The following is a 23,411-nucleotide window of genomic DNA, read 5'->3' on the forward strand; positions in this document are numbered from 1 at the left end:
GTCGCAGCTCAGGCTGGGAGAAACACATGACCACAAAAGCCGAACTCGTCACGGCGATCGCCGAGAAGGCGGGCATCAACAAGAACCAAGCCAAGGACGCGCTGGAAGCCTTCATCGACGCCGTCACCGACTCTCTCAAGTCGGGCCAGGACGTGCGCCTGGTCGGTTTCGGCACGTTCAAGGCCGTGACCCGCGCAGCGGGCACGGCTCGAAATCCGCGGACGGGGGAGACGGTCAATCGTCCCGCGTCGAAGACCGCGCGTTTCCAGGTCGGCGAAGGCCTCAAGTCGTCTCTGAACGGCTGATCCAGTTTCCGCTTAAAGGGAAGGCGGGGCGTCGCGGGGGCTGACGTTCCGCCTTTCGTATTTCAGGCTTTGCCTGGTCGCGCGCGCCCGCTAGAAGCGGCAGCTTCGGAAGGGCAGTTAGCTCAGCGGTAGAGCGTCTCGTTTACACCGAGAGGGTCGGGGGTTCGATCCCCTCACTGCCCACCACTTTCGCCATTGATCTTTCCCAGCGCGTCCGCAGGGAAGTCGAGTTATGCCTAGTCGAGGCTTCAGGCGGTCCAAGCCTCGCCCGAAAAACGTCCGGGCGCGGCGAGGAACCCCAGCTGTCGCAAAACCTTTATCAATCCGAGGCCGAATGGGGAGGCCCGGTTTAACGATGAGGATTCGGCGTGACGGATACGAGAACGGATCGGCCGTTCGGCCTCAGTAGTTTTTCCGCCGAGATCGCCCCGCCGCGCGACACGGTCCGCCTCGTCGACACAACCATGCTCTACGCGCCGCGCAGTGGTGGCGTGCGTCGCTATCTTTCTTCCAAGCGCGCTTGGTTAGCCGCCAATCGGCCGGGCGTGCGACATACCCTCGTGGTGCCTGGCGCGCGCGACTCCTATGACGGCGATGGGCGGGTCTCGATTTACGCGGCGCCACTGCCGTTTGGGGCGGGCTATCGCTGGCCTGTCGTCAAGGCGGCTTGGATGGAGCGGCTGGTCCGGCAGCGTCCCGACATTATCGAAGCGGGTGATCCCTACACGCCCGGCTTGGCGGCCTTGAGGGCGGGCGATGCGTTGGGCGTCCCCGTCGTCGGCTTTTGTCACACCGATCTTGGGAAATTGGCGGCTCTGCATATCGGCGAATGGGCCGAAAAGCCGGTTCAGAAGCGTTGGGCTGCGGTCTATCGACAGTTCGATCAGGCCGTAGCGCCGAGCCGCTTCATCGCGGGGCGCTTGATCGAGGCGGGCGTCCACAACGCCATCGGCCTACCGCTTGGCGTTGATACCGAGCTGTTCCACCCTGGACGGGCGGATCGCGAAGCCCTGCGCCGACGGCTCGGCGTGTCGCCCGACGAGAAGCTGCTGGTTTTCGCTGGCCGCCCCGCCCGAGAGAAGCGCCTCGATATCCTAGTCGGCGCCGTCGAGCGGCTCGGCGCCCCCTATAAGCTGCTGTTCGTCGGCGCCGGTGGTGGCGCGCCTGCCAGCGATCGTACGATCAGTATCGACTATGTGCGCGAGCCCGTTGAGCTGGCGCGTATCCTGGCCAGTTGCGACGCCTTCGTCCACGCCAACGACAACGAGCCTTTCGGCCTCATCGTGTTGGAGGCGATGGCGTGCGGCCTACCCGTGATCGGTGTCGCTGCTGGTGGCGTGGCAGAATCGGTCGATGAGTCCGTCGGACAATTGGCCGGGCGCTCAGAGGCGGCCGTTTTCGCCGAGGCGGTCGAGGCTCTGTTCTCGCGCGACATTGCTGCGGTGGGCGCCGCTGCGCGCCGGCGCGCCGTTGAGCGTCATGGCTGGGACGCCGTCTTCCGGCAGCTCTGTTTCATCTATGGCGGGCTAACGGGACGCGCGGCCTTCGATGGCCTGTCCCAAGTGCGCGGACATTAGGTCAGCGTCAGCCGCGCAGCTCCGCCATGATTTCATAACTGCGTTTGCGCGCCCCGTGGTCGAAGATCTGCGAGGCCGCCATCAGTTCGTTCGCGCCGGTCAGGTCCAGCACTTGCTCGATCTTTCGCCTCACCGTGTCGGGCGACCCGATCGCTGAGTACTGGAAGGTGTGGTCCAGGCCCGCGAGTTCGGAGGGCGATGCGTGTTCGCGGATGTCGTCGACAGGGGGAGGCAGAAGCCCGGGCCGGCCGCGACGCAAGGCTAGGAATTGCTGCTGGGTCGAGGTGGCCAGACGGAGTGCTTCCTTGTCGTTATCCGCCGCGCACACGCCGATGCAGACCATGGCGTAGGGTTTTTCCAATGCCTCCGAAGGCTTGAAGTGGCGACGATAGAGGAGAAGGGCGTCCAGCAGGGCGTCGGGTGCGAAGTGGGCGGCAAAGGCGTAGGGCAGGCCAAGCGCGGCGGCCAGCTGCGCTCCCCAAGTCGAGGAGCCCAGAATCCAGATCGGGACGTCCTGACCTTCGCCGGGGACGGCTCTGACAGCCTGGTCGGCCAACGCCGGTTTGAACCACTGCTGCAGTTCGACGACGTCCTGCGCGAACGAATCGACCGCACCGGCGTAGCGGCGTAGAGCCCGCATGGTCGCCTGATCCGTTCCTGGCGCGCGTCCTAGGCCTAGGTCGATGCGGCCAGGATAGAGGGCGTTCAATGTTCCGAACTGCTCTGCGACCATCAGGGGCGCGTGGTTCGGCAGCATCACGCCGCCGGAGCCGACTCGAATCGTCGAGGTGCCGCCGACCACGTGGCCGATGACCACGGCCGTCGCCGCGCTGGCGATGCCTGACATATTGTGATGTTCCGCCAGCCAGTAGCGATGGAAGCCAAGGCGCTCGCCGTGCTGTGCCAAATCCAGGCTGTTGTGGAGAGCCTCTCCGACGTTGGTTCCTTGCGGAACGGGCGCCAAGTCGAGGATAGAAAAGGGAGGATACGCGGCCATCAAAGCTAGATGGCGCGTAACGCCCGCAACTCAAGGCGCTGCGAGAGCTTCTCATGATGTGCGGGAGCCACCGGACGGTGGCGCGAATGACGGGGCTCGAACCCGCGACCTCCGGCGTGACAGGCCGGCGCTCTAACCAACTGAGCTACATCCGCGTCGTGCGCCAAGGCGCGACGGTCGTCCGTAGACCGAGAGGAGGGTGCTTTCCATCCCAGAAAGGGTGGCGCGAATGACGGGGCTCGAACCCGCGACCTCCGGCGTGACAGGCCGGCGCTCTAACCAACTGAGCTACATCCGCATAACCCTTCGCCGAGGCGAAAGTGCGACCCGCCGATCGGCGAGGCGCGTCTGATATGTCGCTCGAAGACTCGTGTCAACGGCCATATCGACGAAGCGACAAAACGCGTGTGGAGAGCTGGCGCGTTCGCTGGTTTAAATAGGCCTCAAGGCGCAGGTGAAGGCCTTTGCAGGCGAGGATCGCGCGTCCAAGCGTTGGTGAACCGCCGTTAGGTAAACTGCCTCTAGTTGCGATCGTTTCTCAATGTGTTCCGGGGTGTTTGAAGCCGTTGCGACAGTGGGCTACAACCCGCTCGATTCAAGCCAAGGCCTGTCATGACCGCCTTCCTTCTTCAGTACCTGCCGATCGTGATCTTCCTAGGGATCGCGGCGGCCATCGGGATCGTTTTCCTCCTGGCCGCGGCCGTGCTCGCGCCCAAGGCGCCCGACCCGGAAAAGCTGTCCGCGTACGAATGCGGCTTCAACGCCTTCGACGACGCGCGCATGAAGTTCGACGTCCGGTTCTATCTGGTGTCGATCCTGTTCATCATCTTCGACCTGGAAGTGGCGTTCCTGTTCCCGTGGGCGGTGACGCTGATGAAACTGCCGCATGACGTAGCCCAGTTCGCATTCTGGTCGATGATGACCTTCCTGGGCGTTCTGACCGTTGGCTTTATCTATGAATGGAAGAAGGGCGCCCTCGAATGGGAGTGATCGTTCCCGCCACCTCGCCGGTTCCGGCGCTTTCGGGCGGCCGTTCCACGGTCGAGGGCTATGACCCCAAGCTGCACGACCCGTTCTTTGACGGCGTGTCGCAGCAACTGGCCGACAAGGGCTTTATCACGGCCGCCGCCGACGACCTGATCACCTGGGCCCGCACGGGCTCGCTGATGTGGATGACGTTCGGTCTGGCCTGTTGCGCGGTCGAGATGATGCACTCGGCCATGCCGCGCTATGACCTGGAGCGCTATGGCTTCGCGCCGCGCGCCAGCCCGCGTCAGTCGGACGTGATGATCGTCGCCGGCACCCTGACCAACAAGATGGCTCCGGCTCTGCGCAAGGTCTATGACCAGATGCCTGAGCCGCGTTACGTCATCTCGATGGGCAGCTGCGCCAATGGCGGCGGCTACTACTATTACAGCTACAGCGTCGTGCGCGGCTGCGACCGCGTCGTGCCGATCGACATCTACGTGCCGGGCTGCCCGCCCACGGCCGAGGCGTTGGTCTACGGCGTTCTGCAGCTGCAGAAGAAGATTCGTCGTACGGGGACGATCGAGCGATGACCGACGTGGTTGCCACTGAATCGGCGCTTTCGCCGCTAGAGACGCTCGGTCAGACCGTCGTGGCCAACAGCGCCGGCGCTATCACCGCGTATCACGTGGCGTTCGGCGAACTGACGGTGCTGGGTCCGGCAAACCGCGTCGTCCAGGCGCTGGAGTTCCTGCGTGATCATCCCGAGTGCCGCTTCCACCAGCTGGTGGACCTGACGGCGGTGGACTATCCGGAGCGCGAGCGCCGCTTCGACGTGGTCTATCATCTGCTGTCGATGGTGAAGAACGTCCGCATCCGTCTGAAGGTGCAGACCGACGAGGACACGCCGGTTCCCAGCGCGACGCCGGTCTTCCCTGTCGCCGACTGGTTCGAGCGCGAGGCGTTCGACATGTACGGCGTGTTCTTCGAAGGTCACCCGGATCTGCGCCGGATTCTGACCGACTACGGCTTCCACGGTCATCCGCTTCGGAAGGACTTCCCGATGACCGGCTACGTCGAGGTCCGCTATGACGACGAACTCAAGCGCGTCGTCTACGAACCCGTGAAGATCACCGAGTTCCGCGCTTTCGATTTCCTGTCTCCGTGGGAAGGCGCCAAGTACGCCCTGCCGGGCGACGAGAAGGCGGAGAAGGCATAGAGCCATGACTGGTACGAACGCTCCGGCGGCATCCACCGATTTCTTCCGCGACGAACCGACTGCTCCGGCCATCCCGGAGACGCCTGTCCGCAAGTTCAACATCAACTTCGGCCCGCAACACCCGGCGGCGCACGGCGTGCTGCGTCTGGTGCTGGAGCTGGACGGCGAAATCGTCGAACGCGTCGATCCGCATATCGGCCTGCTGCATCGCGGCACCGAGAAGCTGATGGAAGCGCGCACCTATCTGCAGAACATCCCGTACTTCGACCGCCTCGACTACGTGGCGCCGATGAATCAGGAGCACGCGTTCTGCTTGGCCATCGAGAAGCTGCTCGGTGTCGAGGTGCCGCGTCGCGGCCAGATCGTGCGCGTGCTGTTCTGCGAGATCGGCCGCATCCTGAACCACCTGCTGAACGTGACGACCCAGGCCATGGACGTCGGCGCCCTGACGCCGCCGCTCTGGGGCTTCGAGGAGCGCGAGAAGCTGATGATCTTCTACGAGCGCGCTTGCGGCGCTCGTCTGCACGCCAACTACTTCCGCCCGGGCGGCGTCCACCAGGACCTGACGCCCGAGCTGATCGACGACATCGAGACCTGGGCGAAAGCTTTCCCCAAGATCTGCGACGACATCGAAGGTCTGATCACCGACAACCGCATCTTCAAGCAGCGCAACGTCGACATCGGCGTGGTCAGCAAGGAAGACGCGTGGGCCTGGGGCTTCTCGGGCGTGATGGTGCGTGGTTCGGGCATCGCCTGGGACCTGCGCCGCAACCAGCCGTACGAGAACTACAACGAGTTCGAGTTCGACATTCCGCTGGGCAAGAACGGCGACTGCTACGACCGCTATCTCTGCCGCATGCAGGAGATGCGCGAGTCGACGAAGATCATCCTGCAAGCCGTCCAGATGCTGCGCGGCACGCCGGGCCCCGTGCTGACCGAGGACAACAAGGTCAGCCCGCCGCGTCGCGCCGAGATGAAGCGCTCGATGGAAGCGCTGATCCACCACTTCAAGCTTTACACCGAGGGCTTCAAGACGCCCGAGGGCGAGGTCTACGCGGCCGTCGAGGCGCCCAAGGGCGAGTTCGGTGTCTATGTGGTCAGCAACGGCACCAACAAGCCGTACCGCTGCAAGATCAAGGCCCCGGGCTTCTCGCACCTGGCGGCGATGGACTGGATGAATCGCGGCCACCAGCTGGCCGACGTTTCGGCGATCCTGGGCTCGCTCGACATCGTGTTTGGCGAGGTCGATCGATGAGCCTGGAAGCTATCGCCCAGGCGCAACTCGACGCCTACAACGCCCAGGACGTCGACGCGCTGTGCCGGCACTTTGCCGAGGACATGGTCGTCGCCGATCTGAACGCCGAGCCCAACCTGCACGGTGTCGCGGCCTTCCGCGAGCGGCATGTCGGTCTGTTCGCCCAGTTTCCGCAGAACCGCGCCGAACTGCTGTCACGCGTGGTGATCGGCAACAGGGTCATCGACCATGAGCGGGTCTTCCGTTCGCCCGACGCGACGCCTTTCGAGGTCGCCGCCATCTACACCTTCGCCGGCGACAAGATCGCCCGCGTCGATTTCGTGAAAGCCTGACGCATGTCCGTTCGTCGTCTCGCCAAGGAACAGCCCGCCAGCTTTGCCTTCTCGAAGGAAAGCCAGGCCAAGGCCGACTGGTGGAAAGCCAAATATCCCGCCGCCCGCAAGCAGTCGGCGGTGATCCCGATGCTGTGGCTGGCCCAGAAGCAGGAAGGCTGGATCTCCGAGCCCGCGATCCAGGAGATCGCCAAGCAGCTCGAGATGCCGGTCATCCGCGTGCTGGAAGTGGCCACCTTCTACGTGATGTTCCAGCTGCAGCCGGTCGGCAAGGTCGCCTTCGTGCAGCTGTGCGGCACCACGCCGTGCCAGCTGCGCGGCGCCTTGGACCTGAAGGCGGTGCTGAAGGACAAGATCGGCGAAGCCCATCACGTCTCGGCCGACGGCAAGTTCAGCTGGGAAGAGGTCGAGTGCCTGGGCGCGTGCTGCAACGCCCCGATGGCCGCGATCAACGACTACTATTACGAAGACCTGACGCCGGAGAGTCTGGCCCAGATCCTCGACGACTTCGCCGCTGGCAAGTCGCCCAAGCCGGGCAGCTATGACGGCCGCGTGGCCTCGGAGCCCAAGGGTAGGATTCAGACCCTGACGGACCCGAAGCTGTACGACGGCTCGGCCGCCAAGAAGATTAAGATTCCGAACCTGCCCGAGAAGCCGAAGGCTTCTAAGGTCAAGTCGGAGCCGGCCGCCTGACATGACCGCTGACGCCGCCCTCCAGAAGAAGCGCCTGACCGCGATGCTCGTCATCAACGCGGTGTGCTTCGTGCTGGCCGGCGTCTCGATCTATGGCGCGGTGTCGCTCCGGATCGACTGGCTGCGGCTGGTCTTCCTGGGCGCGATCGTCGCCGGTCTGGGCTCGCATGTCTGGTTCATCCTGGGCTGGATGCGCGCGACCAAGGGCGAGGAGGGCGCGTCGTGACCGACAACGCTCTCGACACCCGTCGGACGGCCTATTTCAACACCGTCAAGAGCGTTGGCCGCCGCGAGCGTGGCCTGGGTCTCTTGGCCTGCCTCGCTGGCGCGCTGCTCCTGATCTGGGGCCGCTCCGTGCAGGGCGCACCGTTTTGGGCGGCTTGGGCCGGCCTCGTCACGATTGGCGTGGGTTGGTCGCTTTTCGCCTATGTCATCCTCCGTCGGACGCGCTATGTGCGCGCCCATCCATTCGATCCGCAAAGCTGAGTCATGGTCGGTATCCTCGAAGACAAGGACCGCATCTTCACGAACCTCTACGGTCTCCAGGATTGGGGCCTCGAGGGCGCGAAGAAGCGCGGCTGCTGGAATGGCACCAAGGACATCCTGGACGCCGGGCGCGACTGGATCATCGACAACATGAAGAACTCCGGCCTTCGCGGCCGGGGCGGCGCCGGTTTCTCGACCGGCCTGAAGTGGTCGTTCATGCCCAAGGAAGTGAAGGAAGGTCGTCCTCACTACCTGGTGGTCAACGCCGACGAATCCGAACCGGGCACCTGTAAGGACCGGGAGATCATGCGGCATGACCCGCACCTCCTGATCGAAGGCTGCCTGATCGCCTCGCGCGCCATGCTGGCCAACGCCTGCTACATCTACATCCGCGGCGAGTACGTCTTTGAGCGCGAGCGCTTGGAAGCGGCGATCAAGCAGGCCTACGAGGCCAAGCTGATCGGCAAGAACAACGTCCACGGCTGGGACTTCGATCTCTACGTCCACCACGGCGCTGGCGCCTATATCTGCGGCGAAGAAACGGCCCTGCTGGAAAGCCTGGAAGGCAAGAAGGGCCAGCCGCGCCTGAAGCCGCCGTTCCCGGCCGGCGCTGGCCTCTACGGCATGCCGACCACGGTCAATAACGTCGAGAGCATCGCCGTCGCCGGTACGATCCTGCGTCGTGGCGCGGCCTGGTTCGCCGGCTTTGGCCGTCCGAACAACGCCGGCACCAAGCTCTTCTGCGTCTCGGGCCACGTGAACCTGCCCTGCAACGTCGAAGAAGCCATGAGCATTCCCTTCCGTCAGCTGATGGAAGACCACTGCGGCGGCATCCGGGGCGGCTGGGGCAATCTGAAGGCCGTCATCCCGGGCGGTTCGTCCGTGCCGATGATCCCGGCCGAGCAGTGCGAAGACCTGCCGATGGACTTCGACGCCCTGCGCAACCTGCGCTCGGGCCTGGGTACCGCCGCCGTCATCGTCATGGACAAGTCCACCGACCTCGTCCGCGCCATCGCCCGCCTGTCGTACTTCTACAAGCACGAGAGCTGCGGCCAGTGCACGCCGTGCCGTGAAGGCACCGGCTGGATGTGGCGCGTCATGGAGCGCATGGCGACCGGCGAGGCCGATCCGAAAGAGATCGACACCCTTCTGGATGTCACGACCCAGGTCGAGGGTCACACCATTTGCGCCCTGGGCGACGCGGCCGCCTGGCCGATCCAGGGCCTGTTCCGTCACTTCCGCCATGAGGTGGAAGAGCGGATCGCTTCCTATCGTAGCGGTCGCCTGCACGTGCAGGGCGCCAAGCTGATCGCGGCGGAGTAACAAGAATGGCTATCGCCAAGGTCAACGGCGTCGAAGTCGAGTTCGAACCCGGCATGACGGTTCTGCAGGTCGCGGAACTGGCTGGGGAAGAGATTCCGCGCTTCTGCTACCACGAACGCCTGTCCATCGCCGGCAACTGCCGGATGTGCTTGGTCGAGGTGAAGCCCGGCCCGCCGAAGCCGCAGGCTTCGTGCGCCCTACCGGCCGCCGAGGGCCAGGAGATCTTCACCAAGACTCCGATGGTCAAGAAGGCCCGCGAAGGGGTGATGGAGTTCCTGCTTATCAACCACCCGCTGGATTGCCCGATCTGCGACCAGGGCGGCGAGTGCGATCTGCAGGACCAGGCCATGGGCTATGGCCGCGACGACAGCCGCTACGACGAGAACAAGCGCGCCGTCGAAGAAAAGGCCATGGGCCCGCTGATCAAGACCGTGATGACGCGCTGCATCCAGTGCACGCGCTGCGTCCGCTTCATCACCGAGGTCGCCGGCTCGCCGGAAATCGGCCTGATCTCGCGCGGCGAAGACGTTGAAATCACGACCTATCTGGGCGCGGCGGTGACGTCGGAGCTCAGCGCGAACGTGATCGACCTGTGCCCGGTCGGCGCGCTTACCAGCAAGCCCTACGCCTTTGAAGCGCGCCCCTGGGAGCTGAAGAAGACCGAAAGCGTCGACGTCATGGACGCCCTGGGCTCGTCGATCCGGGTCGATGCGCGCGCCAACGCCGTGCTGCGCGTGCTGCCGCGCATCAACGAGGACGTCAACGAAGAATGGATCTCGGACAAGACCCGCTACGCCGTCGACGGCCTGCAGCGTCAGCGCCTGGACCGTCCTTACGTTCGTAGCGCCGATGGCAAGCTGAAGCCGGCCACCTGGGCCGAGGCCTTCGCGGCCGTCGCCGGCAAGATCAAGGCGACTAAGCCCGAGCGCATCGGCGTCATCGCCGGTGATCTGCAGGACGCCGAAAGCCTGAAGGCGACCAAGGACCTGTTCACGGCTCTCGGCGTGAAAAACCTCGACAGCCGCCAGGATGGTACGGCCCTGGGTTACGGCCCGCGCGAAAGCTGGCTGTTCAACTCGACGATCGCCGGCATCGAAAACGCCGATGTGGTGCTGTTCGTCGGCGCCAATCCGCGCCTCGAGGCGCCGGTCCTGAACGCGCGCTTCCGCAAGCAGTGGATCGCCGGCAAGACCCGCTTTGGCGTGATCGGCGAGCAGGCCGACCTGACCTTCGGCTACGACTATCTGGGCGCTGGCGCCCAGACCCTGTCGGGCCTGGCCAAGAGCAAGAGCGACTTTGTCGCCGCGCTTAAGGCCGCCGAGCGTCCCGCCATCATCATCGGCCAGGGCGCTCTGGCCCGCGCCGATAGTGCGGCGATCCTCAAGGCCGCCGCCGGCCTCGCCAAGACCATCAAGGTCGTCCGCGAAGGTTGGAACGGCTGGAACGTCCTGCACACCGCCGCCGCGCGTGTCGCTGGCCTCGACATGGGCTTCGTCCCGGCCGAGGGCGGCTTGTCGACCGCCGACATGCTGAAGCCGGGCGCCCTGGACGTCCTCTTCCTGCTGGGCGCCGATGAGTGCGAAACCTCGGCCACGGGCGCCTTCAAAATCTACCTCGGCACGCACGGCGACGCCGGTGCGCACAAGGCCGACGTGATCCTGCCGGGCGCGGCCTATACCGAGAAGAACGGCCTCTACGTGAACCTCGAAGGTCGCGTTCAGATGGGCAAGCGCGCGGTGTTCCCGAAGGGCGAGGCCAAGGAAGACTGGTCGATCCTGCGGGCGCTGTCGGAAGTCCTCAGTCACAAGCTGCCTTATGACAGCCTGGACCAACTGCGCGCCAAGCTGTTCGCCGACCACCCCACCTTCGGCCAGATCGACTACGCGCCGGGCTCGGTCCCGACCGTGTTCGATGTCGGCGCCCTGGGCGGCGCCGGCGAGGTCTCGGACGCGCCGTTCGAGAGCCCGATCAAGGCCTTCCACCTGACCAACCCTGTCGCGCGCGCCAGCGTGACCATGGCCGAATGCGCGGCCGTGGCTTCCGGCGCCGCGAAGATCGCCGCGGAGTAGATCGTGGACTCGACCAATCCGCTCCTCTGGTTTGGCCTGACGACCGGCGGCATCCTGCTGGTCGTGATCTGGGTTCTCTTGAGCCTGGCCTTCCTGCTGCTGGCCGACCGCAAGATCTGGGCCGGCGTCCAGATGCGCAAAGGGCCCAACGTCGTTGGTCCTTTCGGCCTGCTGCAGTCCTTCGCCGACTTCTTCAAGTTCGTGCTGAAGGAAATCGTGATCCCGGCCGGCGCCGACAAGGTGGTCTTCATCCTGGCGCCGCTGATCAGCCTGATCCTGGGCTTCGTCGGCTGGGCCGTGGTGCCGTTCGCGCCGGGATGGGTCGTCTCGAACCTGAACGTCGGCATCCTCTACCTGCTGGCTATGAGTTCGCTGGGCGTCTACGGCATCATCATGGGCGGCTGGGCTTCGAACTCGAAGTATCCGTTCCTGGGCGCTCTGCGCTCGGCGGCGCAGATGGTGTCGTACGAAGTCTCGATCGGCCTGATCATCATTACGGTGATCTTGCTGGCTGGTTCGATGAACCTGTCGACCATCGTCGATAAGCAGTCGGGCTGGTTCTGGAATTGGAACGTCTTCGGCGGCGGCCTGAAGAACATCGTCCTGTTGCCGATCATGGTCGTCTCCATGGGCATGTTCTACATCTCGGCCCTGGCCGAGACGAACCGTCCGCCTTTCGATCTTCCGGAAGCTGAATCCGAACTCGTGGCCGGTTACCAGGTCGAGTACAGTTCGACCCCGTACCTGCTGTTCATGGTGGCCGAGTATTCGAACATCGTCCTGATGTGCGCCATGATCAGCGTGCTGTTCTTCGGTGGCTGGAACCCGGGCTTCCCGATCGGCTTCACCGCCGGCTGGCCGCCGTTCCTGGTCAATCTGCTGCTGGCCTTGGTGTTCTACGCCAAGATCATCTTCTGGTTCTTCATGTTCGCCATGGCGAAGGCCATCGTGCCTCGCTACCGCTACGACCAACTGATGCGTCTGGGCTGGAAGGTTTTCCTGCCGACGTCGCTGGTGCTGGTCGCCGCGGTCGCCGCCTGGCGTGTGTTCGGTCCGGGGGGCTGATGCGCCGGAGCGCGCTGATCGCCCTGGGCCTGAGCTGCCTGACCCTGACGGCCTGCCAGGCCGTTTCGGCGCCAGGCCGCTCCTATTCTCTGGGCGACGGGGTCGTCAGCTACGACGATCTGAGGCGCGCGGGCGACAAGTGCAAGGCTGACGGCGGGGTCATCCAGTCCAAGCAGGACGGCGGTGATCCAGCCCAGTTGTCGAACTACACCTGCGTCGTTCCCCGGGCGGGGAAATGAGGCGGGGTCTTCTCGGGATCGCGATGGTTGGCCTCCTGGCCGGCTGTTCGACCTGGGGGCCGAATATTCCGCGACCGCCGCAGCGGACGCTGGAGGACAAGGTCGAGGCGCGCCGCAAGGAAGACGCCAAGACCAAGAAATGTGTCCTCGAGCAGACCCTGAGGCGGCAGCAGAAAGAGCAGGGCAGGGACGTCCGTCCCTTTCCTAAGGAAAAGTGTTAGGAGAGCTCTGGTGTTCCAGCGCATCACTCAGGCGGTCAAGGGCGCGGCCCTTCTGGACTTCGCGGGCGCGTTTGGCCTGGCCATGAAGTACATGATCGCGCCGAAGAAGACCGTGATCTATCCGAACGAGCGCGGCCCGCAGTCGCCCCGCTTCCGCGGTGAGCACGCTCTGCGGCGGTATCCGTCGGGCGAAGAGCGCTGCATCGCCTGTAAGCTGTGCGAAGCGGTTTGCCCGGCCCAGGCCATCACGATCGAGGCCGAACCGCGCGAGGACGGCAGCCGCCGCACGACCCGCTACGACATCGACATGGTCAAGTGCATCTACTGCGGCCTGTGCCAGGAGGCCTGCCCGGTCGACGCCATCGTGGAAGGTCCGAACATCGAGTTCGCGACCGAAACCCGCGAAGAGCTCTACTATGACAAGGAACGTCTTCTCGATAACGGCGACCGCTGGGAGCGCCTGATCGCGAAGAATCTGGAGTTGGACGCGCCCTACCGTTAAAGACGGGGCGAATCCTGGGAGGCGGCGCGTCGTCACGGCGAGCCGCCATTGGACTTTAAGTTTTCAGGGGAGCACCTGGGCCAATGGCCTTGCAGGCGATCGCTTTCTATATGCTGGCTTTCGTGACCATCGCGGCGGGTCTTCTCGTCGTGTCGGCTCGAAACCCCGTGCACTCGGTGCTCTTCCTGATCACCGCCTTCTTCTCGGCCGCTGGCCTCTTCGTCCTCCTGGGCGCGGAGTTCCTCGCGATGCTGCTGATCGTTGTCTATGTGGGCGCGGTCGCGGTGCTGTTCCTGTTCGTCGTCATGATGCTGGACGTGGACTTCGCCGAGCTCCGCCAAGGCTTCGCCCAGTACCTGCCGATCGGCGGTCTGGTCGGCGGTATCCTGACGCTGGAGATGGTCTTCGTCGCCGCGACGGTGGCGACCAACGGCGCGGCGGCCAAGAACGGCCTGCCGAACGCCTCGCCGGGCGGCGTCCCGAACACCGAAGCGATCGGTCGCGTGCTGTACACCGACTACATCTTCTTCTTCCAACTGGCGGGCCTGGTGCTGCTGGTCGCCATGATCGGCGCCATCGTCCTGACCCTGCGCCACAAGCCGGGCGTCAAGCGCCAGGACATCGGCAAGCAGGTCGCCCGCACGCCCAAGACCGGCATGACGCTGGTCCAGATCAAGCCGGGTGAAGGGATCTCCGAATGATCGGCCTTCCGCACTATCTCGTCGTCGCCGCGATCTTGTTCACGATCGGCGTCTTCGGCATCTTCGTGAACCGCAAGAACATCATCGTCATCCTGATGTCGATCGAGCTGATCCTTCTGGCGGTGAACATCAATCTCGTGGCGTTCTCGGCCTACCTGCACGACGTGGCGGGCCAGATCTTTGCGATGTTCGTGCTGACCGTGGCCGCCGCCGAGGCGGCCGTGGGTCTGGCCATCCTCGTCACCTTCTTCCGCAACCGCGGCGATATCGCGGTTGACGACGCCAGCATGATGAAGGGCTAAGCGACGTCATGCAGACGCTTGTCACCATTCTCGTTTTCGCGCCGATCATCGCTGCGGCCATCGCCGGCCTGTTCGGCCGTCGCATCGGCGACGTGGCTTCGCAGTCGGTCACCACCGGCGCGCTGATCCTCTCGTGCGCGCTGTCCTGGTACACGTTCAGCCAGTGGACCTGGGGGCACATGGAGGCCTTCACGGTCAATCTGCTGCCGTTTATCCACATCGGCGATTTCCAGTCCAACTGGGCGATCCGCATCGACGCCCTCTCGGCGACCATGCTGATCGTGGTCACGACGGTCTCGGCCCTCGTGCACATCTATTCCTGGGGCTATATGGCCGAGGATGACAGCAAGCCGCGCTTCTTCGCGTACCTGTCGCTGTTCACCTTCGCCATGCTGTCGCTGGTCACCGCCGCTGACTTCATGCAGCTGTTCTTCGGCTGGGAAGGGGTGGGCCTGGCCTCGTACCTGCTGATCGGCTTCTGGTTCAAGAAGCCCTCGGCCAGCGCCGCAGCCATCAAGGCCTTCGTCGTCAACCGCGTTGGCGACTTCGGCTTCGCTCTTGGCATCATGACGACCTACTGGGCGTTCGGCACGATCCAGTTCGCCGAGCTGTTCCCGCAGATCGCCAGCCATGCCGGCAAGACCTGGGAATTCGCCGGCCACGTCTGGCCGCTGATGGATATCGCCTGCTTCCTGCTGTTCATCGGCGCGATGGGCAAGTCGGCGCAGTTCTTCCTGCACACCTGGCTGCCGGACGCCATGGAAGGGCCGACCCCGGTGTCGGCCCTGATCCACGCGGCCACCATGGTGACCGCCGGCGTCTACATGCTGTGCCTGCTGTCGCCGATGTTCGAATACGCCCCCGTGGCCAAGAACATCGTCACGGTGATCGGCGCGGTGACGGCTCTGTTCGCCGCCACGGTCGGCCTGACCCAGAACGACATCAAGCGCGTGATCGCCTACTCGACCTGTTCGCAGCTGGGCTACATGTTCTTCGCGGCCGGCGTCGGCGCCTATCAGGCGGCCATGTTCCACCTGTTCACGCACGCCTTCTTCAAGGCCCTGCTGTTCCTGGGCGCCGGTTCGGTGATCCACGGCATGCACCATGAGCAGGACATGCGTCGCTACGGCGCCCTGGCCAAGCTGCTGCCGGTCACCTTCATCGCCATGACGATCGGCACGATCGCCATCACGGGCCTCGGCTTCCCGCCGCTGCACCTGGGCTTCGCTGGCTTCTACTCGAAGGACACCATCATCGAAGCGGCCTTCGCCGCCGGTGGCCACAACTCGATCGCGATGTTCGCCTGGGTGATCGGCGTGCTGGTGGCTGGCCTGACCTCGTTCTATTCGTGGCGCCTGGCCTTCTTCACCTTCAACGGCACGGCGCGCTGGGGCCATGACGACCATAACGCCCACGATGCCCACGGCCACGACGCTCATGCTCATGATGCTCATGATGCTCATGGCCATGACGACCACGCTCACGGCGACGATCATGGCCATGGCCATGACCACAAGCCGCACGAGAGCCCATGGGTGATGCTGCTCCCGCTGGTCGTTCTTTCGATCGGCGCCGTCGCCGCCGGCTTCGTGTTCACGGGCTACTTCGTTGGCCACCACCAGGAAGAGTTCTGGCGAGGCGCGATCTTCACTGCCCCGACTAACCATGTGCTGCATGAGGCGCACGAGGTGGCGACCTGGGTGAAGTGGAGCCCGTTGATCGCTTCGCTGATCGGCCTGCTGATCGCGGTCTATGTCTACCTGATCAAGGGCAATGAGCGCCTGGGCCTGAAGCTGGCCGAGCGAAAGGGCCCTCTGTACGTCTTCTTCTACAACAAGTGGTTCTTCGACGAACTCTACGATGCCACCTTCGTGCGCTTCGCCAAGTTCCTCGGCGACCTGTTCTGGAAGGGCGGCGACCAGAAGATCATCGACGGCCTCGGCCCGGATGGCGTCAGCGCGGTCTCGTATGAGGTCGGCAAGCGCACCGGCAAGCTGCAGACCGGTTACGTCTATCACTACGCGTTTGTCATGCTGCTCGGCGTCGCCGGCCTGCTGACCTTCGCCCTGTACGCCTTCCGTTGAGGGGGACGGAGCTAATGAGCGGCCTTCTCAGCCTTACGACCTTCGCGCCCATCGTCGGCGTCGCGGTGATCCTCGCCGCGCGCGCGCTGCATGGCGCCGGTGAAAAGACCGACACCCTGGCCAAGTGGATCGCGCTCGTGACCACCCTGGTCACGTTCGGCCTGTCGATCATCCTGACCGTCCAGTTCGACCCGAAGAACCCGGGCTTCCAGTTCGTGGAAGACTTTGCCTGGTTCGCCGGCATCCACTACCGCATGGGCGTTGATGGCATCTCGGTGCTGTTCGTGCTGCTGACGGCGTTCCTGCTGCCTATCTGCATTGTCGCCAGCTGGAAGTCGGTCGAAAAGCGTGTCGTCGAGTACCTGATCGCCTTCCTGGTCCTGGAGACTCTGGTGATCGGCGTGTTCGCCGCGCTGGACCTGGTGCTGTTCTACCTGTTCTTCGAGTTTGGCCTGGTTCCGATGTTCCTGATCATCGGTATCTGGGGCGGCAAGCGTCGCGTCTACGCGGCCTACAAGTTCTTTCTCTACACGCTGCTCGGCTCGGTGCTGATGCTGGCGGCGATCCTGGCGATGATCTCGATCTCGGGCACCTCGTCGATCCCCGACCTGATGCACTACAAGTTCGCGCCGTGGCTGCAGACCTGGCTGTGGTTGGCCTTCTTCGCCTCGTTCGCGGTGAAGATGCCGATGTGGCCGGTGCATACATGGCTACCCGACGCGCACGTGGAAGCGCCGACGGCCGGTTCGGTCATCCTGGCGGGCATCCTGCTGAAGATGGGCGGCTACGGCTTCATGCGCTTCAGCCTGCCGATGTTCCCGCACGCCTCGGAGATGTTCCAGCCGCTGGTGTTCGCGATGTCCGCGATCGCCATCGTCTACACCTCGCTGGTCGCGTTCCGTCAGACCGATATCAAGAAGCTGATCGCCTACTCGTCGGTCGCCCACATGGGCTTCGTGACCATGGGCATCTTCTCGGGCAACGCCGCTGGCGAGCAGGGCGCTATCTTCCAGATGCTGAGCCACGGGGTGATCTCCGGCGCGCTCTTCCTCTGCGTCGGCGTCGTCTATGACCGCATGCACACCCGCGAGATCGCCTTCTACGGCGGCCTGACCAACCGGATGCCGCATTACGCTTTCGTGTTCCTGCTGTTCACGATGGGCAATGTCGGCCTGCCGGGCACCTCGGGCTTCGTCGGCGAAATCCTGACCATGACCGGCGTCTACAAGGCGTCGACCTGGACGGCGCTGGTGGCGGCCTCTGGCGTGATCCTGTCGGCCATGTACGCCCTGACGCTGTATCGTCGGGTCATGTACGGCGAGATCACCAATCCCGAGCTGAAGGCCATCAAGGATCTGGACGCTCGCGAGATCCTGCTGTTCGTCCCGCTCATCATCATGACCTTGGTGCTGGGCATCTATCCCAATCTTGTGTTCAACCTGACCGCGTCTTCCGTCGACGCGTTGGTCGGCGCCTGGCGCGCCGCCCTGGGCGGGTGAGGGGCCTATGACGTTTTTCGCCAACTTCTCGCTCGTGCTGCCTGAGATCGTTCTCGCGGTCGCGGCGCTCGTCCTGCTGGTCGCCGGCGCCTTCCGCGGCAAGGTAGGCGCCATCTTCACGCTCGCGGCTGTCGCCGCGCTGGTCGCGGCCGCCGCCACGGCCGTCCTCGGCCCACATGGCCGAGCCTTTGGCGGCGTCTATGCCGCGGACGCTGCGGCGACCTACGCCAAGGTCGCCATCTATCTGTCGAGCGCTGTCGCTGTCGTGCTGGGCGACCGCTGGCTCGCTCAACGTGGCGACCAGAAGTTCGAATTCGCCGTCCTGGTGATCCTGGCCGCCGTCGGCATGGGCGTCACCGCCTCGGCTGGCGACCTGATCAGCCTCTATGTCGGTGTCGAGCTGCAGTCGCTGGCGCTCTACGTCCTGGCCGCCATGCGCCGCGACGACGCCAAGTCGTCGGAAGCGGGCCTGAAATACTTCGTGCTGGGCGCGCTGTCGTCGGGCCTGCTGCTGTACGGCAGCTCGCTGATCTATGGCTTCACGGGCTCGACCCACTTCAGCCAGATCGCCCTGGCCGCCGCCCACGGCGGCTCCAACGGCGTGGGCCTGCTGTTTGGCCTCGTGTTCTTGATCTGCGGCCTGGCGTTCAAGGTCTCGGCCGCGCCGTTCCACATGTGGACGCCGGACGTCTATGAGGGCGCTCCGACCCCAGTCGTCGGCTTCTTCGCCGCCGCGCCGAAGCTGGCTGCTATGATGATGTTCGCGCGTGTTCTGGGCGACGCCTTCCCCGGAGCCGTCGATCAATGGCGTCAGATCTTGGTGATCGCGGCGCTGATTTCGGTCTTCGTCGGCGCCTTCGCGGGCCTGGCCCAAACCAACCTGAAGCGCCTGTGGGCCTATTCCTCGATCGCCAATGTCGGCTACGCCCTGCTGGGCGTCGCGACCGGCGGCGAGATCGGCCTGCAGTCGATGCTGATCTTCATGGTCCTCTACATGGTGGACGTCACCGGCTTCTTCGCCTGCCTGCAGGCGCTGAACCGCGACGGCAAGCCCATGGAGACGATCGAGGACATGGCGGGCCTGATCAAGGAACGCCCGGGCGTCGCCATCGCCATGACCGCGTTCTCGCTGTCGGCGCTGGGCCTGCCGCCGTTCTCGGGCTTCTGGTCTAAGTACTATGTCTTCAAGGCAGCCCTGGGTACGGGCGACGTGATGATGCAGTGGGCCGCCGTGCTTGGCTTGGTTGGCTCTGTTGTCGCGGCGTTCTATTACCTGCGTCTGATCAAGTCGATGTGGTTCGACGCGCCTGCGGGCGCTGTCGACGCCCCGTCACTGTCGGCCCGCGCCGTCGGTTTCGCCGCAGCGATCTTCTCATTCCCGATCGTGCTGGTGGCCCTGGTGTGGCTGGACCCGGCCGCCAAGGCTGCCGCGGCCGCCTTTGGTCACGCGTGACGTGACGGGCGCAGCGCCCGTCGTCGTCCCCATCGTCGTTCTCGACGAGATCGACTCCACCAACGCCGAGGCCCGTCGACGGGCCGAGGCGGGAGAGGCCGGCCCCGTTTGGCTGGTCGGCCTGCGCCAGACCGCCGGGCGGGGCCGTCGCGGCCGTCCCTGGGAGACGGGCGAGGGCAACCTCGCCGCCACGCTGCTTTTCCGCACCGACAAGCCGCCGGCCCAGGCCGCTCAGGTCTCGTTCGTCGCGGCCTTGGCCGTGGCCGACATGCTGGCCAAGTACGTACCGACCTCGCTGGTCAGCCTGAAGTGGCCCAATGATCCCCTGCTGGGCGGACTGAAGGTCAGCGGCATCCTGGTCGAGTCCGGCGCCTCGCCGCTCGGCGACCTGTGGCTCGCCGTCGGGATCGGGGTGAACCTGAAGCGCAGGCCGATTGATTCCGAGCGGCCGGCGACCTCGATCGCCACTTACAGCGAGACCCTGCCGCCGTCCCCGACCGAAGCGATCGAGGTGCTGGCCGAAACGTTCGCTCGCTGGTTCGGCGTGTGGAACACGCTGGGCTTCCCCGCAATCGCCGACGCCTGGACAGCCCGCGCGCACGGTCTGGGCGAGCCTTGCGTCGCCCGGCTCGGGAACGAGACTGTCGAAGGGATCGCCGAGGGACTGGACGCCGACGGCGCGCTGAGGCTCCGTCTCGCCGACGGCCATCTTCGACGGATCACGGCCGGCGACGTGTTTTTCGGAGGCGCTTGATGCTGCTTGCCATTGAACAGGGCAACACCAACACCATGTTCGCCATCCACGACGGCCAGTCGTGGGTGGCCCAGTGGCGCTCGGCGACCGAGAGCACCCGCACCGCCGACGAATACGTCGTGTGGCTATCGCAACTTCTGTCGATGCAAGGCCTGGGCTTTCGGGCCATCGACGCGGTGATCATCTCCAGCGTCGTGCCGCAGTCGATCTTCAACCTGCGAAATCTTTCCCGCCGCTATTTCAATGTCGAGCCGCTGGTGATCGGCGAGAACGCTAAGCTGGGCATTGACATACGGATCGAGAAGCCGTCCGAGGCGGGCGCTGACCGGTTGGTCAACGCCATCGGGGCGGCCATGGTTTATCCGGGGCCGCTGATCGTGATCGACAGCGGCACGGCGACGACCTTCGATATCGTGGCGGCGGACGGCGCCTTCGAAGGCGGGATTATCTCGCCCGGCATCAATCTTTCGATGCAGGCGCTGCACGAAGCGGCGGCGAAACTGCCTCGGATCGCCATCCAGCGCCCTGCCGGTAACAGGATCGTGGGGACGGACACGGTGTCCGCCATGCAATCGGGCGTCTTCTGGGGCTATATTTCTCTGATCGAGGGCCTCGTCTCGCGCATCAAGGCCGAACGCGACGAGCCCATGACCGTTATCGCCACCGGCGGCGTCGCCTCCCTGTTCGAGGGCGCCACAGACAGCATCGACCACTTCGATCCCGATCTGACCATCCGGGGTCTTCTAGAAATCTACCGCCGAAACACCATTTCCGAGACCTGATGAAAAAATCCAAAGACGACGAACTCGTCTTCCTGCCGCTCGGCGGGTCGAACGAGATCGGCATGAACTTCAATTTGTACGGCTTCGGGCCAGCGCACGATCGCAAGTGGATCGTCGTCGACCTGGGCGTGACGTTCGGCGACCAGACGACCCCGGGCGTCGAGATCATCCTGCCGGATCCCGAGTTCATCGAGCCCTATGCCGACGACATCCTCGGCATCGTCCTGACCCACGCGCACGAAGACCATCTTGGCGCCGTGCACTGGTTGTGGCCGCGCCTGAAGGCGCCGGTCTTCGCTACGCCGTTCACGGCTTTCCTGCTGCGCGAGAAGCTGCGCGACGCCGATTTGCTGGACCAGGTGCCGATCACCGAAATCCCGCTGGGTGGGACCTTCGAGCTCGGTCCCTTCGCGCTGGAGCTGATCACCCTGACGCACTCGATTCCCGAGCCGAACGGCCTGGCGATCAAGACGCCGCTCGGCACGATCCTGCATACCGGCGACTGGAAGATCGACCCTGAGCCCCAGCTTGGCGCTCCGACCGACGACGCCGCGCTTCGCCGTTTGGGCGACGAGGGCGTGCTGGCCATGGTCTGCGACAGCACCAACGTCTTCGTGGAAGGCACGGCGGGGTCGGAGGCCGATGTTCGCGAGGCCCTCGGCAACCTGATCAAGAGCCTGAAGGGCAAGATCGCCGTCGCCTGCTTCGCCTCGAACGTGGCGCGGATGGACACCGTGATCCGCGCCGCCCAGGCCTGTGGCCGCAAGGTCTGTTTGGCGGGGCGTTCGATGCACCGCATGGCGGCCGCCGCGCGCTCGGTCGGCCTGCTGCAGGGCATCGAGCCCTTCATCAACGATGACCAGGCCAAGCATCTGCCTGAGAACGAGATTCTGTTCCTGTGCACCGGCAGCCAAGGCGAGGCGCGCGCGGCTCTGTCGCGCATCGCCGATGGTAGCCATCCGCATGTCAAGCTGGGCGCCGGTGACCACGTGATCTTTAGTTCCCGGGTGATCCCGGGCAACGAGATCCCGATCCGCAACCTGCAGAACAAGCTGGCCGATCGCGGCGTGCGCCTGCACACCGAGCGCGACACGCCCGGCATCCACGTCTCGGGTCACCCCTGCCGCGAGGAACTGCGCCAGATGTACCAGTGGGTGCGTCCGGAGATCGCCGTACCGACCCACGGCGAACGCCGTCACCTGATCGAGCACGCTGCCTTCGCCAAGGATCTGCAGGTCCCGCAGGCTGTCAGCCCGCGCAATGGCGACATGGTTCGCCTCGCACCCGGTAGGGCCGAGATCATCGACGAGGTGCCGGCGGGGCGCCTCTATGTCGACGGCGGCGTGGTGACGCCCGAGAATGGCGAGGCCCTGCGCGAGCGGCGGCACGCGGCGTTCAATGGCATGTTGGCGGTGTCGATCGTCCTGGACGGTCGTAACAAGATCGTCTCGGGTCCGCAGGTGCGCGGCATCGGCCTTACGGGCGATGAGGAATATTCCCTGGACGACGCGCTGGACGATCTCGCTGAAGAGGCCGAGACCGCCTACAAGAAGCTGCAGGGGGACGCCCGCGAACTCGACGACGCGATCGAGAGCGCCATCTCCCGTGCGGTGAAGAAGGCCGCTTTCCGCATTTGGGAGCGCAAGCCGGTCGTTGAGACGACCGTTCTGCGGATTTGACAAGATGCGCCGCCGCGCAAACGCTGCGGCGGCGCGCTCTTTTCGCGCTGCAACACTGGTGCTAGGCCATTCGCCAACAACCAGAAAAGCAGCGGGAGTTCTCTAGGATGATCGGCAAGCTCAACCACGTGGGCGTCGCGACCCCCTCCATCGACGAGTCGGTGAAAATGTATCGCGATCTGCTGGGCGCCACCTCGGTCACCGATAAGTGGGCGATGCCTGAGCAGGGAGTCTGGGTCTGCTTCGTCAACCTGCCCAACAGCCAGATCGAGCTCATCGAGCCCTATGGCGAGAAATCGCCGATCCATGGCTTCTTGGCCAGGAACCCCAAGGGCGGCCAGCATCACATCTGCTTCGAGGTCGAAAACATTTACGAAGCCCGCGACGCCCTGGTCGCCAAGGGCGCGACAGTGCTGGGCGAGCCCCGTATAGGCGCGCACGGAACGCTGATCATCTTCGTTCATCCCAAGGACATGGGCGGCCTGCTGGTCGAGCTCATGGAAACGCCTAAGGAAGCGCATCACTGATGAGCCCGATCACCTGGTTCGCCGTCTATCTGACCATCTGGTGGACGGTGCTGTTCGCCGTCCTGCCGCTGGGCTCGCGCAGCTTCCACGAGGCTGGCGTGACGCCACCGCCGGGAGTCGATCCCGGTGTGCCGATCAATCCAAACCTCAAGCGCAAGTTCATCACCACCACTTGGGTCTCGGCCGTCGTGTTCGCGTTGTTGTTCCTGGTGGTGCATTTCAAGCTGGTGACGCTTCCGGATCTGCCTGCCGCCGCCTGACGTGCGGTTGCACAAGCCTTGGGCGAGCGGCGAGCAGTTTGCCGCTAATCGCCCAAGGCTTGGGCGAATGGGCTCATTGTTAGCGCTTCCCTTGGATGGCTGTGCCCCAACAGATGTTCGA

General features: G+C 64.7%; 27 protein-coding genes and 3 tRNA genes. 27 read left to right on the forward strand and 3 right to left on the reverse strand.

All coding sequences use genetic code 11. From position 1 onward, the window contains the following. Positions 1 to 26: 26 nt before the first annotated feature. From CSW59_RS04020 to CSW59_RS04030, 3 genes are all read left to right on the forward strand, one after another. Positions 27 to 305 carry an HU family DNA-binding protein gene (locus CSW59_RS04020; RefSeq protein WP_013079364.1) on the forward strand — a complete coding sequence of 93 codons (279 nt, stop codon included), beginning with the start codon at positions 27 to 29 and terminating at the stop codon, positions 303 to 305. Between the two features lie 111 nt (positions 306 to 416). After that, positions 417 to 491 (forward strand) — tRNA-Val (locus CSW59_RS04025). A gap of 236 nt (positions 492 to 727) precedes the next feature. Further along, positions 728 to 1,882, forward strand: coding sequence for a glycosyltransferase family 4 protein (locus tag CSW59_RS04030; protein WP_369825743.1), 1,155 nt, complete (start codon positions 728 to 730; stop codon positions 1,880 to 1,882). A gap of 7 nt (positions 1,883 to 1,889) precedes the next feature. Here CSW59_RS04030 and CSW59_RS04035 read toward each other — a convergent pair whose 3' ends face one another. From CSW59_RS04035 to CSW59_RS04045, 3 genes are all read right to left on the reverse strand, one after another. Continuing rightward, entirely contained in the window at positions 1,890 to 2,879 is a 990-nt protein-coding gene (locus CSW59_RS04035) for an LLM class flavin-dependent oxidoreductase (RefSeq protein WP_099442824.1), read from the reverse strand. A gap of 78 nt (positions 2,880 to 2,957) precedes the next feature. Beyond that, positions 2,958 to 3,034, reverse strand: a tRNA-Asp gene (locus CSW59_RS04040). Positions 3,035 to 3,100: 66 nt separating this feature from the next. Further along, a tRNA-Asp gene (locus CSW59_RS04045) sits at positions 3,101 to 3,177 on the reverse strand. 314 nt (positions 3,178 to 3,491) lie between these two features. Between CSW59_RS04045 and CSW59_RS04050 the strand changes: the two genes are divergently transcribed. The 24 genes from CSW59_RS04050 (at position 3,492) to CSW59_RS04165 (ending at position 23,290) form a co-directional block, all read left to right on the forward strand. Further along, positions 3,492 to 3,869, forward strand: coding sequence for an NADH-quinone oxidoreductase subunit A (locus CSW59_RS04050; RefSeq protein ID WP_099442825.1), 378 nt, complete (start codon positions 3,492 to 3,494; stop codon positions 3,867 to 3,869). Next, complete coding sequence (locus CSW59_RS04055) at positions 3,839 to 4,438, forward strand: NADH-quinone oxidoreductase subunit B family protein (protein WP_099442826.1); 600 nt, start codon at positions 3,839 to 3,841, stop codon at positions 4,436 to 4,438. Before CSW59_RS04050 ends, CSW59_RS04055 begins: the two co-directional genes overlap by 31 nt. Then, positions 4,435 to 5,064 (forward strand): NADH-quinone oxidoreductase subunit C, encoded by a 630-nt coding sequence (locus CSW59_RS04060; protein ID WP_099442827.1) that lies wholly within the window; start codon positions 4,435 to 4,437, stop codon positions 5,062 to 5,064. The genes CSW59_RS04055 and CSW59_RS04060 overlap by 4 nt, the downstream gene beginning before the upstream one ends. 4 nt (positions 5,065 to 5,068) lie before the next feature. Further along, the gene (locus CSW59_RS04065; protein WP_099442828.1) at positions 5,069 to 6,319 is read left to right on the forward strand and encodes an NADH-quinone oxidoreductase subunit D; all 1,251 of its coding nucleotides are present in this window, start codon (positions 5,069 to 5,071) and stop codon (positions 6,317 to 6,319) included. Continuing rightward, positions 6,316 to 6,651 carry a nuclear transport factor 2 family protein gene (locus tag CSW59_RS04070; RefSeq protein ID WP_099442829.1) on the forward strand — a complete coding sequence of 112 codons (336 nt, stop codon included), beginning with the start codon at positions 6,316 to 6,318 and terminating at the stop codon, positions 6,649 to 6,651. The genes CSW59_RS04065 and CSW59_RS04070 overlap by 4 nt, the downstream gene beginning before the upstream one ends. Positions 6,652 to 6,654: 3 nt before the next feature. Continuing rightward, a complete protein-coding gene (gene nuoE / locus CSW59_RS04075; protein ID WP_099442830.1) occupies positions 6,655 to 7,344 on the forward strand; it encodes an NADH-quinone oxidoreductase subunit NuoE in 690 nt (229 codons plus the stop codon). 1 nt (position 7,345) lies between these two features. Further along, positions 7,346 to 7,570 carry a hypothetical protein gene (locus tag CSW59_RS04080; RefSeq protein ID WP_099442831.1) on the forward strand — a complete coding sequence of 75 codons (225 nt, stop codon included), beginning with the start codon at positions 7,346 to 7,348 and terminating at the stop codon, positions 7,568 to 7,570. Further along, a complete protein-coding gene (locus CSW59_RS04085) occupies positions 7,567 to 7,830 on the forward strand; it encodes a hypothetical protein (RefSeq protein WP_099442832.1) in 264 nt (87 codons plus the stop codon). The genes CSW59_RS04080 and CSW59_RS04085 overlap by 4 nt, the downstream gene beginning before the upstream one ends. Positions 7,831 to 7,833: 3 nt before the next feature. Then, positions 7,834 to 9,153 carry an NADH-quinone oxidoreductase subunit NuoF gene (gene nuoF, locus CSW59_RS04090; protein WP_099442833.1) on the forward strand — a complete coding sequence of 440 codons (1,320 nt, stop codon included), beginning with the start codon at positions 7,834 to 7,836 and terminating at the stop codon, positions 9,151 to 9,153. Between the two features lie 5 nt (positions 9,154 to 9,158). Then, a complete protein-coding gene (gene nuoG, locus CSW59_RS04095) occupies positions 9,159 to 11,222 on the forward strand; it encodes an NADH-quinone oxidoreductase subunit NuoG (protein ID WP_099442834.1) in 2,064 nt (687 codons plus the stop codon). 3 nt (positions 11,223 to 11,225) lie between these two features. Then, positions 11,226 to 12,287 carry an NADH-quinone oxidoreductase subunit NuoH gene (gene nuoH / locus CSW59_RS04100; protein ID WP_369825741.1) on the forward strand — a complete coding sequence of 354 codons (1,062 nt, stop codon included), beginning with the start codon at positions 11,226 to 11,228 and terminating at the stop codon, positions 12,285 to 12,287. Next, positions 12,287 to 12,526, forward strand: a complete 240-nt coding sequence (locus CSW59_RS04105) for a hypothetical protein (protein ID WP_099442836.1) — start codon at positions 12,287 to 12,289, stop codon at positions 12,524 to 12,526. The genes nuoH and CSW59_RS04105 overlap by 1 nt, the downstream gene beginning before the upstream one ends. Next, entirely contained in the window at positions 12,523 to 12,747 is a 225-nt protein-coding gene (locus CSW59_RS04110) for a hypothetical protein (RefSeq protein ID WP_099442837.1), read from the forward strand. The genes CSW59_RS04105 and CSW59_RS04110 overlap by 4 nt, the downstream gene beginning before the upstream one ends. 10 nt (positions 12,748 to 12,757) lie before the next feature. Continuing rightward, on the forward strand, positions 12,758 to 13,249 hold the full coding sequence (gene nuoI, locus CSW59_RS04115; protein ID WP_047405879.1) for an NADH-quinone oxidoreductase subunit NuoI: 492 nt from the start codon (positions 12,758 to 12,760) through the stop codon (positions 13,247 to 13,249). Positions 13,250 to 13,332: 83 nt separating this feature from the next. After that, positions 13,333 to 13,950: an NADH-quinone oxidoreductase subunit J gene (locus tag CSW59_RS04120; RefSeq protein ID WP_099442838.1), complete on the forward strand. Its 618-nt coding sequence runs from the start codon at positions 13,333 to 13,335 to the stop codon at positions 13,948 to 13,950. After that, positions 13,947 to 14,252, forward strand: a complete 306-nt coding sequence (nuoK, locus tag CSW59_RS04125) for an NADH-quinone oxidoreductase subunit NuoK (RefSeq protein ID WP_013079344.1) — start codon at positions 13,947 to 13,949, stop codon at positions 14,250 to 14,252. The genes CSW59_RS04120 and nuoK overlap by 4 nt, the downstream gene beginning before the upstream one ends. Before the next feature lie 8 nt (positions 14,253 to 14,260). Further along, on the forward strand, positions 14,261 to 16,336 hold the full coding sequence (nuoL, locus tag CSW59_RS04130) for an NADH-quinone oxidoreductase subunit L (protein ID WP_099442839.1): 2,076 nt from the start codon (positions 14,261 to 14,263) through the stop codon (positions 16,334 to 16,336). Continuing rightward, positions 16,333 to 17,835, forward strand: a complete 1,503-nt coding sequence (locus tag CSW59_RS04135) for an NADH-quinone oxidoreductase subunit M (RefSeq protein ID WP_201722709.1) — start codon at positions 16,333 to 16,335, stop codon at positions 17,833 to 17,835. Before nuoL ends, CSW59_RS04135 begins: the two co-directional genes overlap by 4 nt. Positions 17,836 to 17,842: 7 nt before the next feature. Further along, positions 17,843 to 19,288, forward strand: a complete 1,446-nt coding sequence (gene nuoN / locus CSW59_RS04140; RefSeq protein ID WP_099442841.1) for an NADH-quinone oxidoreductase subunit NuoN — start codon at positions 17,843 to 17,845, stop codon at positions 19,286 to 19,288. A 1-nt stretch (position 19,289) separates the two neighbouring features. Then, a complete protein-coding gene (locus tag CSW59_RS04145; protein ID WP_099442978.1) occupies positions 19,290 to 20,042 on the forward strand; it encodes a biotin--[acetyl-CoA-carboxylase] ligase in 753 nt (250 codons plus the stop codon). Beyond that, the gene (locus CSW59_RS04150) at positions 20,039 to 20,824 is read left to right on the forward strand and encodes a type III pantothenate kinase (protein ID WP_099442842.1); all 786 of its coding nucleotides are present in this window, start codon (positions 20,039 to 20,041) and stop codon (positions 20,822 to 20,824) included. Before CSW59_RS04145 ends, CSW59_RS04150 begins: the two co-directional genes overlap by 4 nt. Beyond that, a complete protein-coding gene (locus CSW59_RS04155; RefSeq protein WP_099442843.1) occupies positions 20,824 to 22,503 on the forward strand; it encodes a ribonuclease J in 1,680 nt (559 codons plus the stop codon). Before CSW59_RS04150 ends, CSW59_RS04155 begins: the two co-directional genes overlap by 1 nt. Before the next feature lie 107 nt (positions 22,504 to 22,610). After that, positions 22,611 to 23,030: a methylmalonyl-CoA epimerase gene (gene mce / locus CSW59_RS04160; RefSeq protein ID WP_099442844.1), complete on the forward strand. Its 420-nt coding sequence runs from the start codon at positions 22,611 to 22,613 to the stop codon at positions 23,028 to 23,030. Continuing rightward, positions 23,030 to 23,290 (forward strand): DUF1467 family protein, encoded by a 261-nt coding sequence (locus tag CSW59_RS04165; RefSeq protein ID WP_099442845.1) that lies wholly within the window; start codon positions 23,030 to 23,032, stop codon positions 23,288 to 23,290. The genes mce and CSW59_RS04165 overlap by 1 nt, the downstream gene beginning before the upstream one ends. Positions 23,291 to 23,411: the final 121 nt, after the last annotated feature.

It is taken from the genome of Caulobacter sp. BP25 (assembly GCF_002737755.1).
GTDB lineage: Bacteria > Pseudomonadota > Alphaproteobacteria > Caulobacterales > Caulobacteraceae > Caulobacter.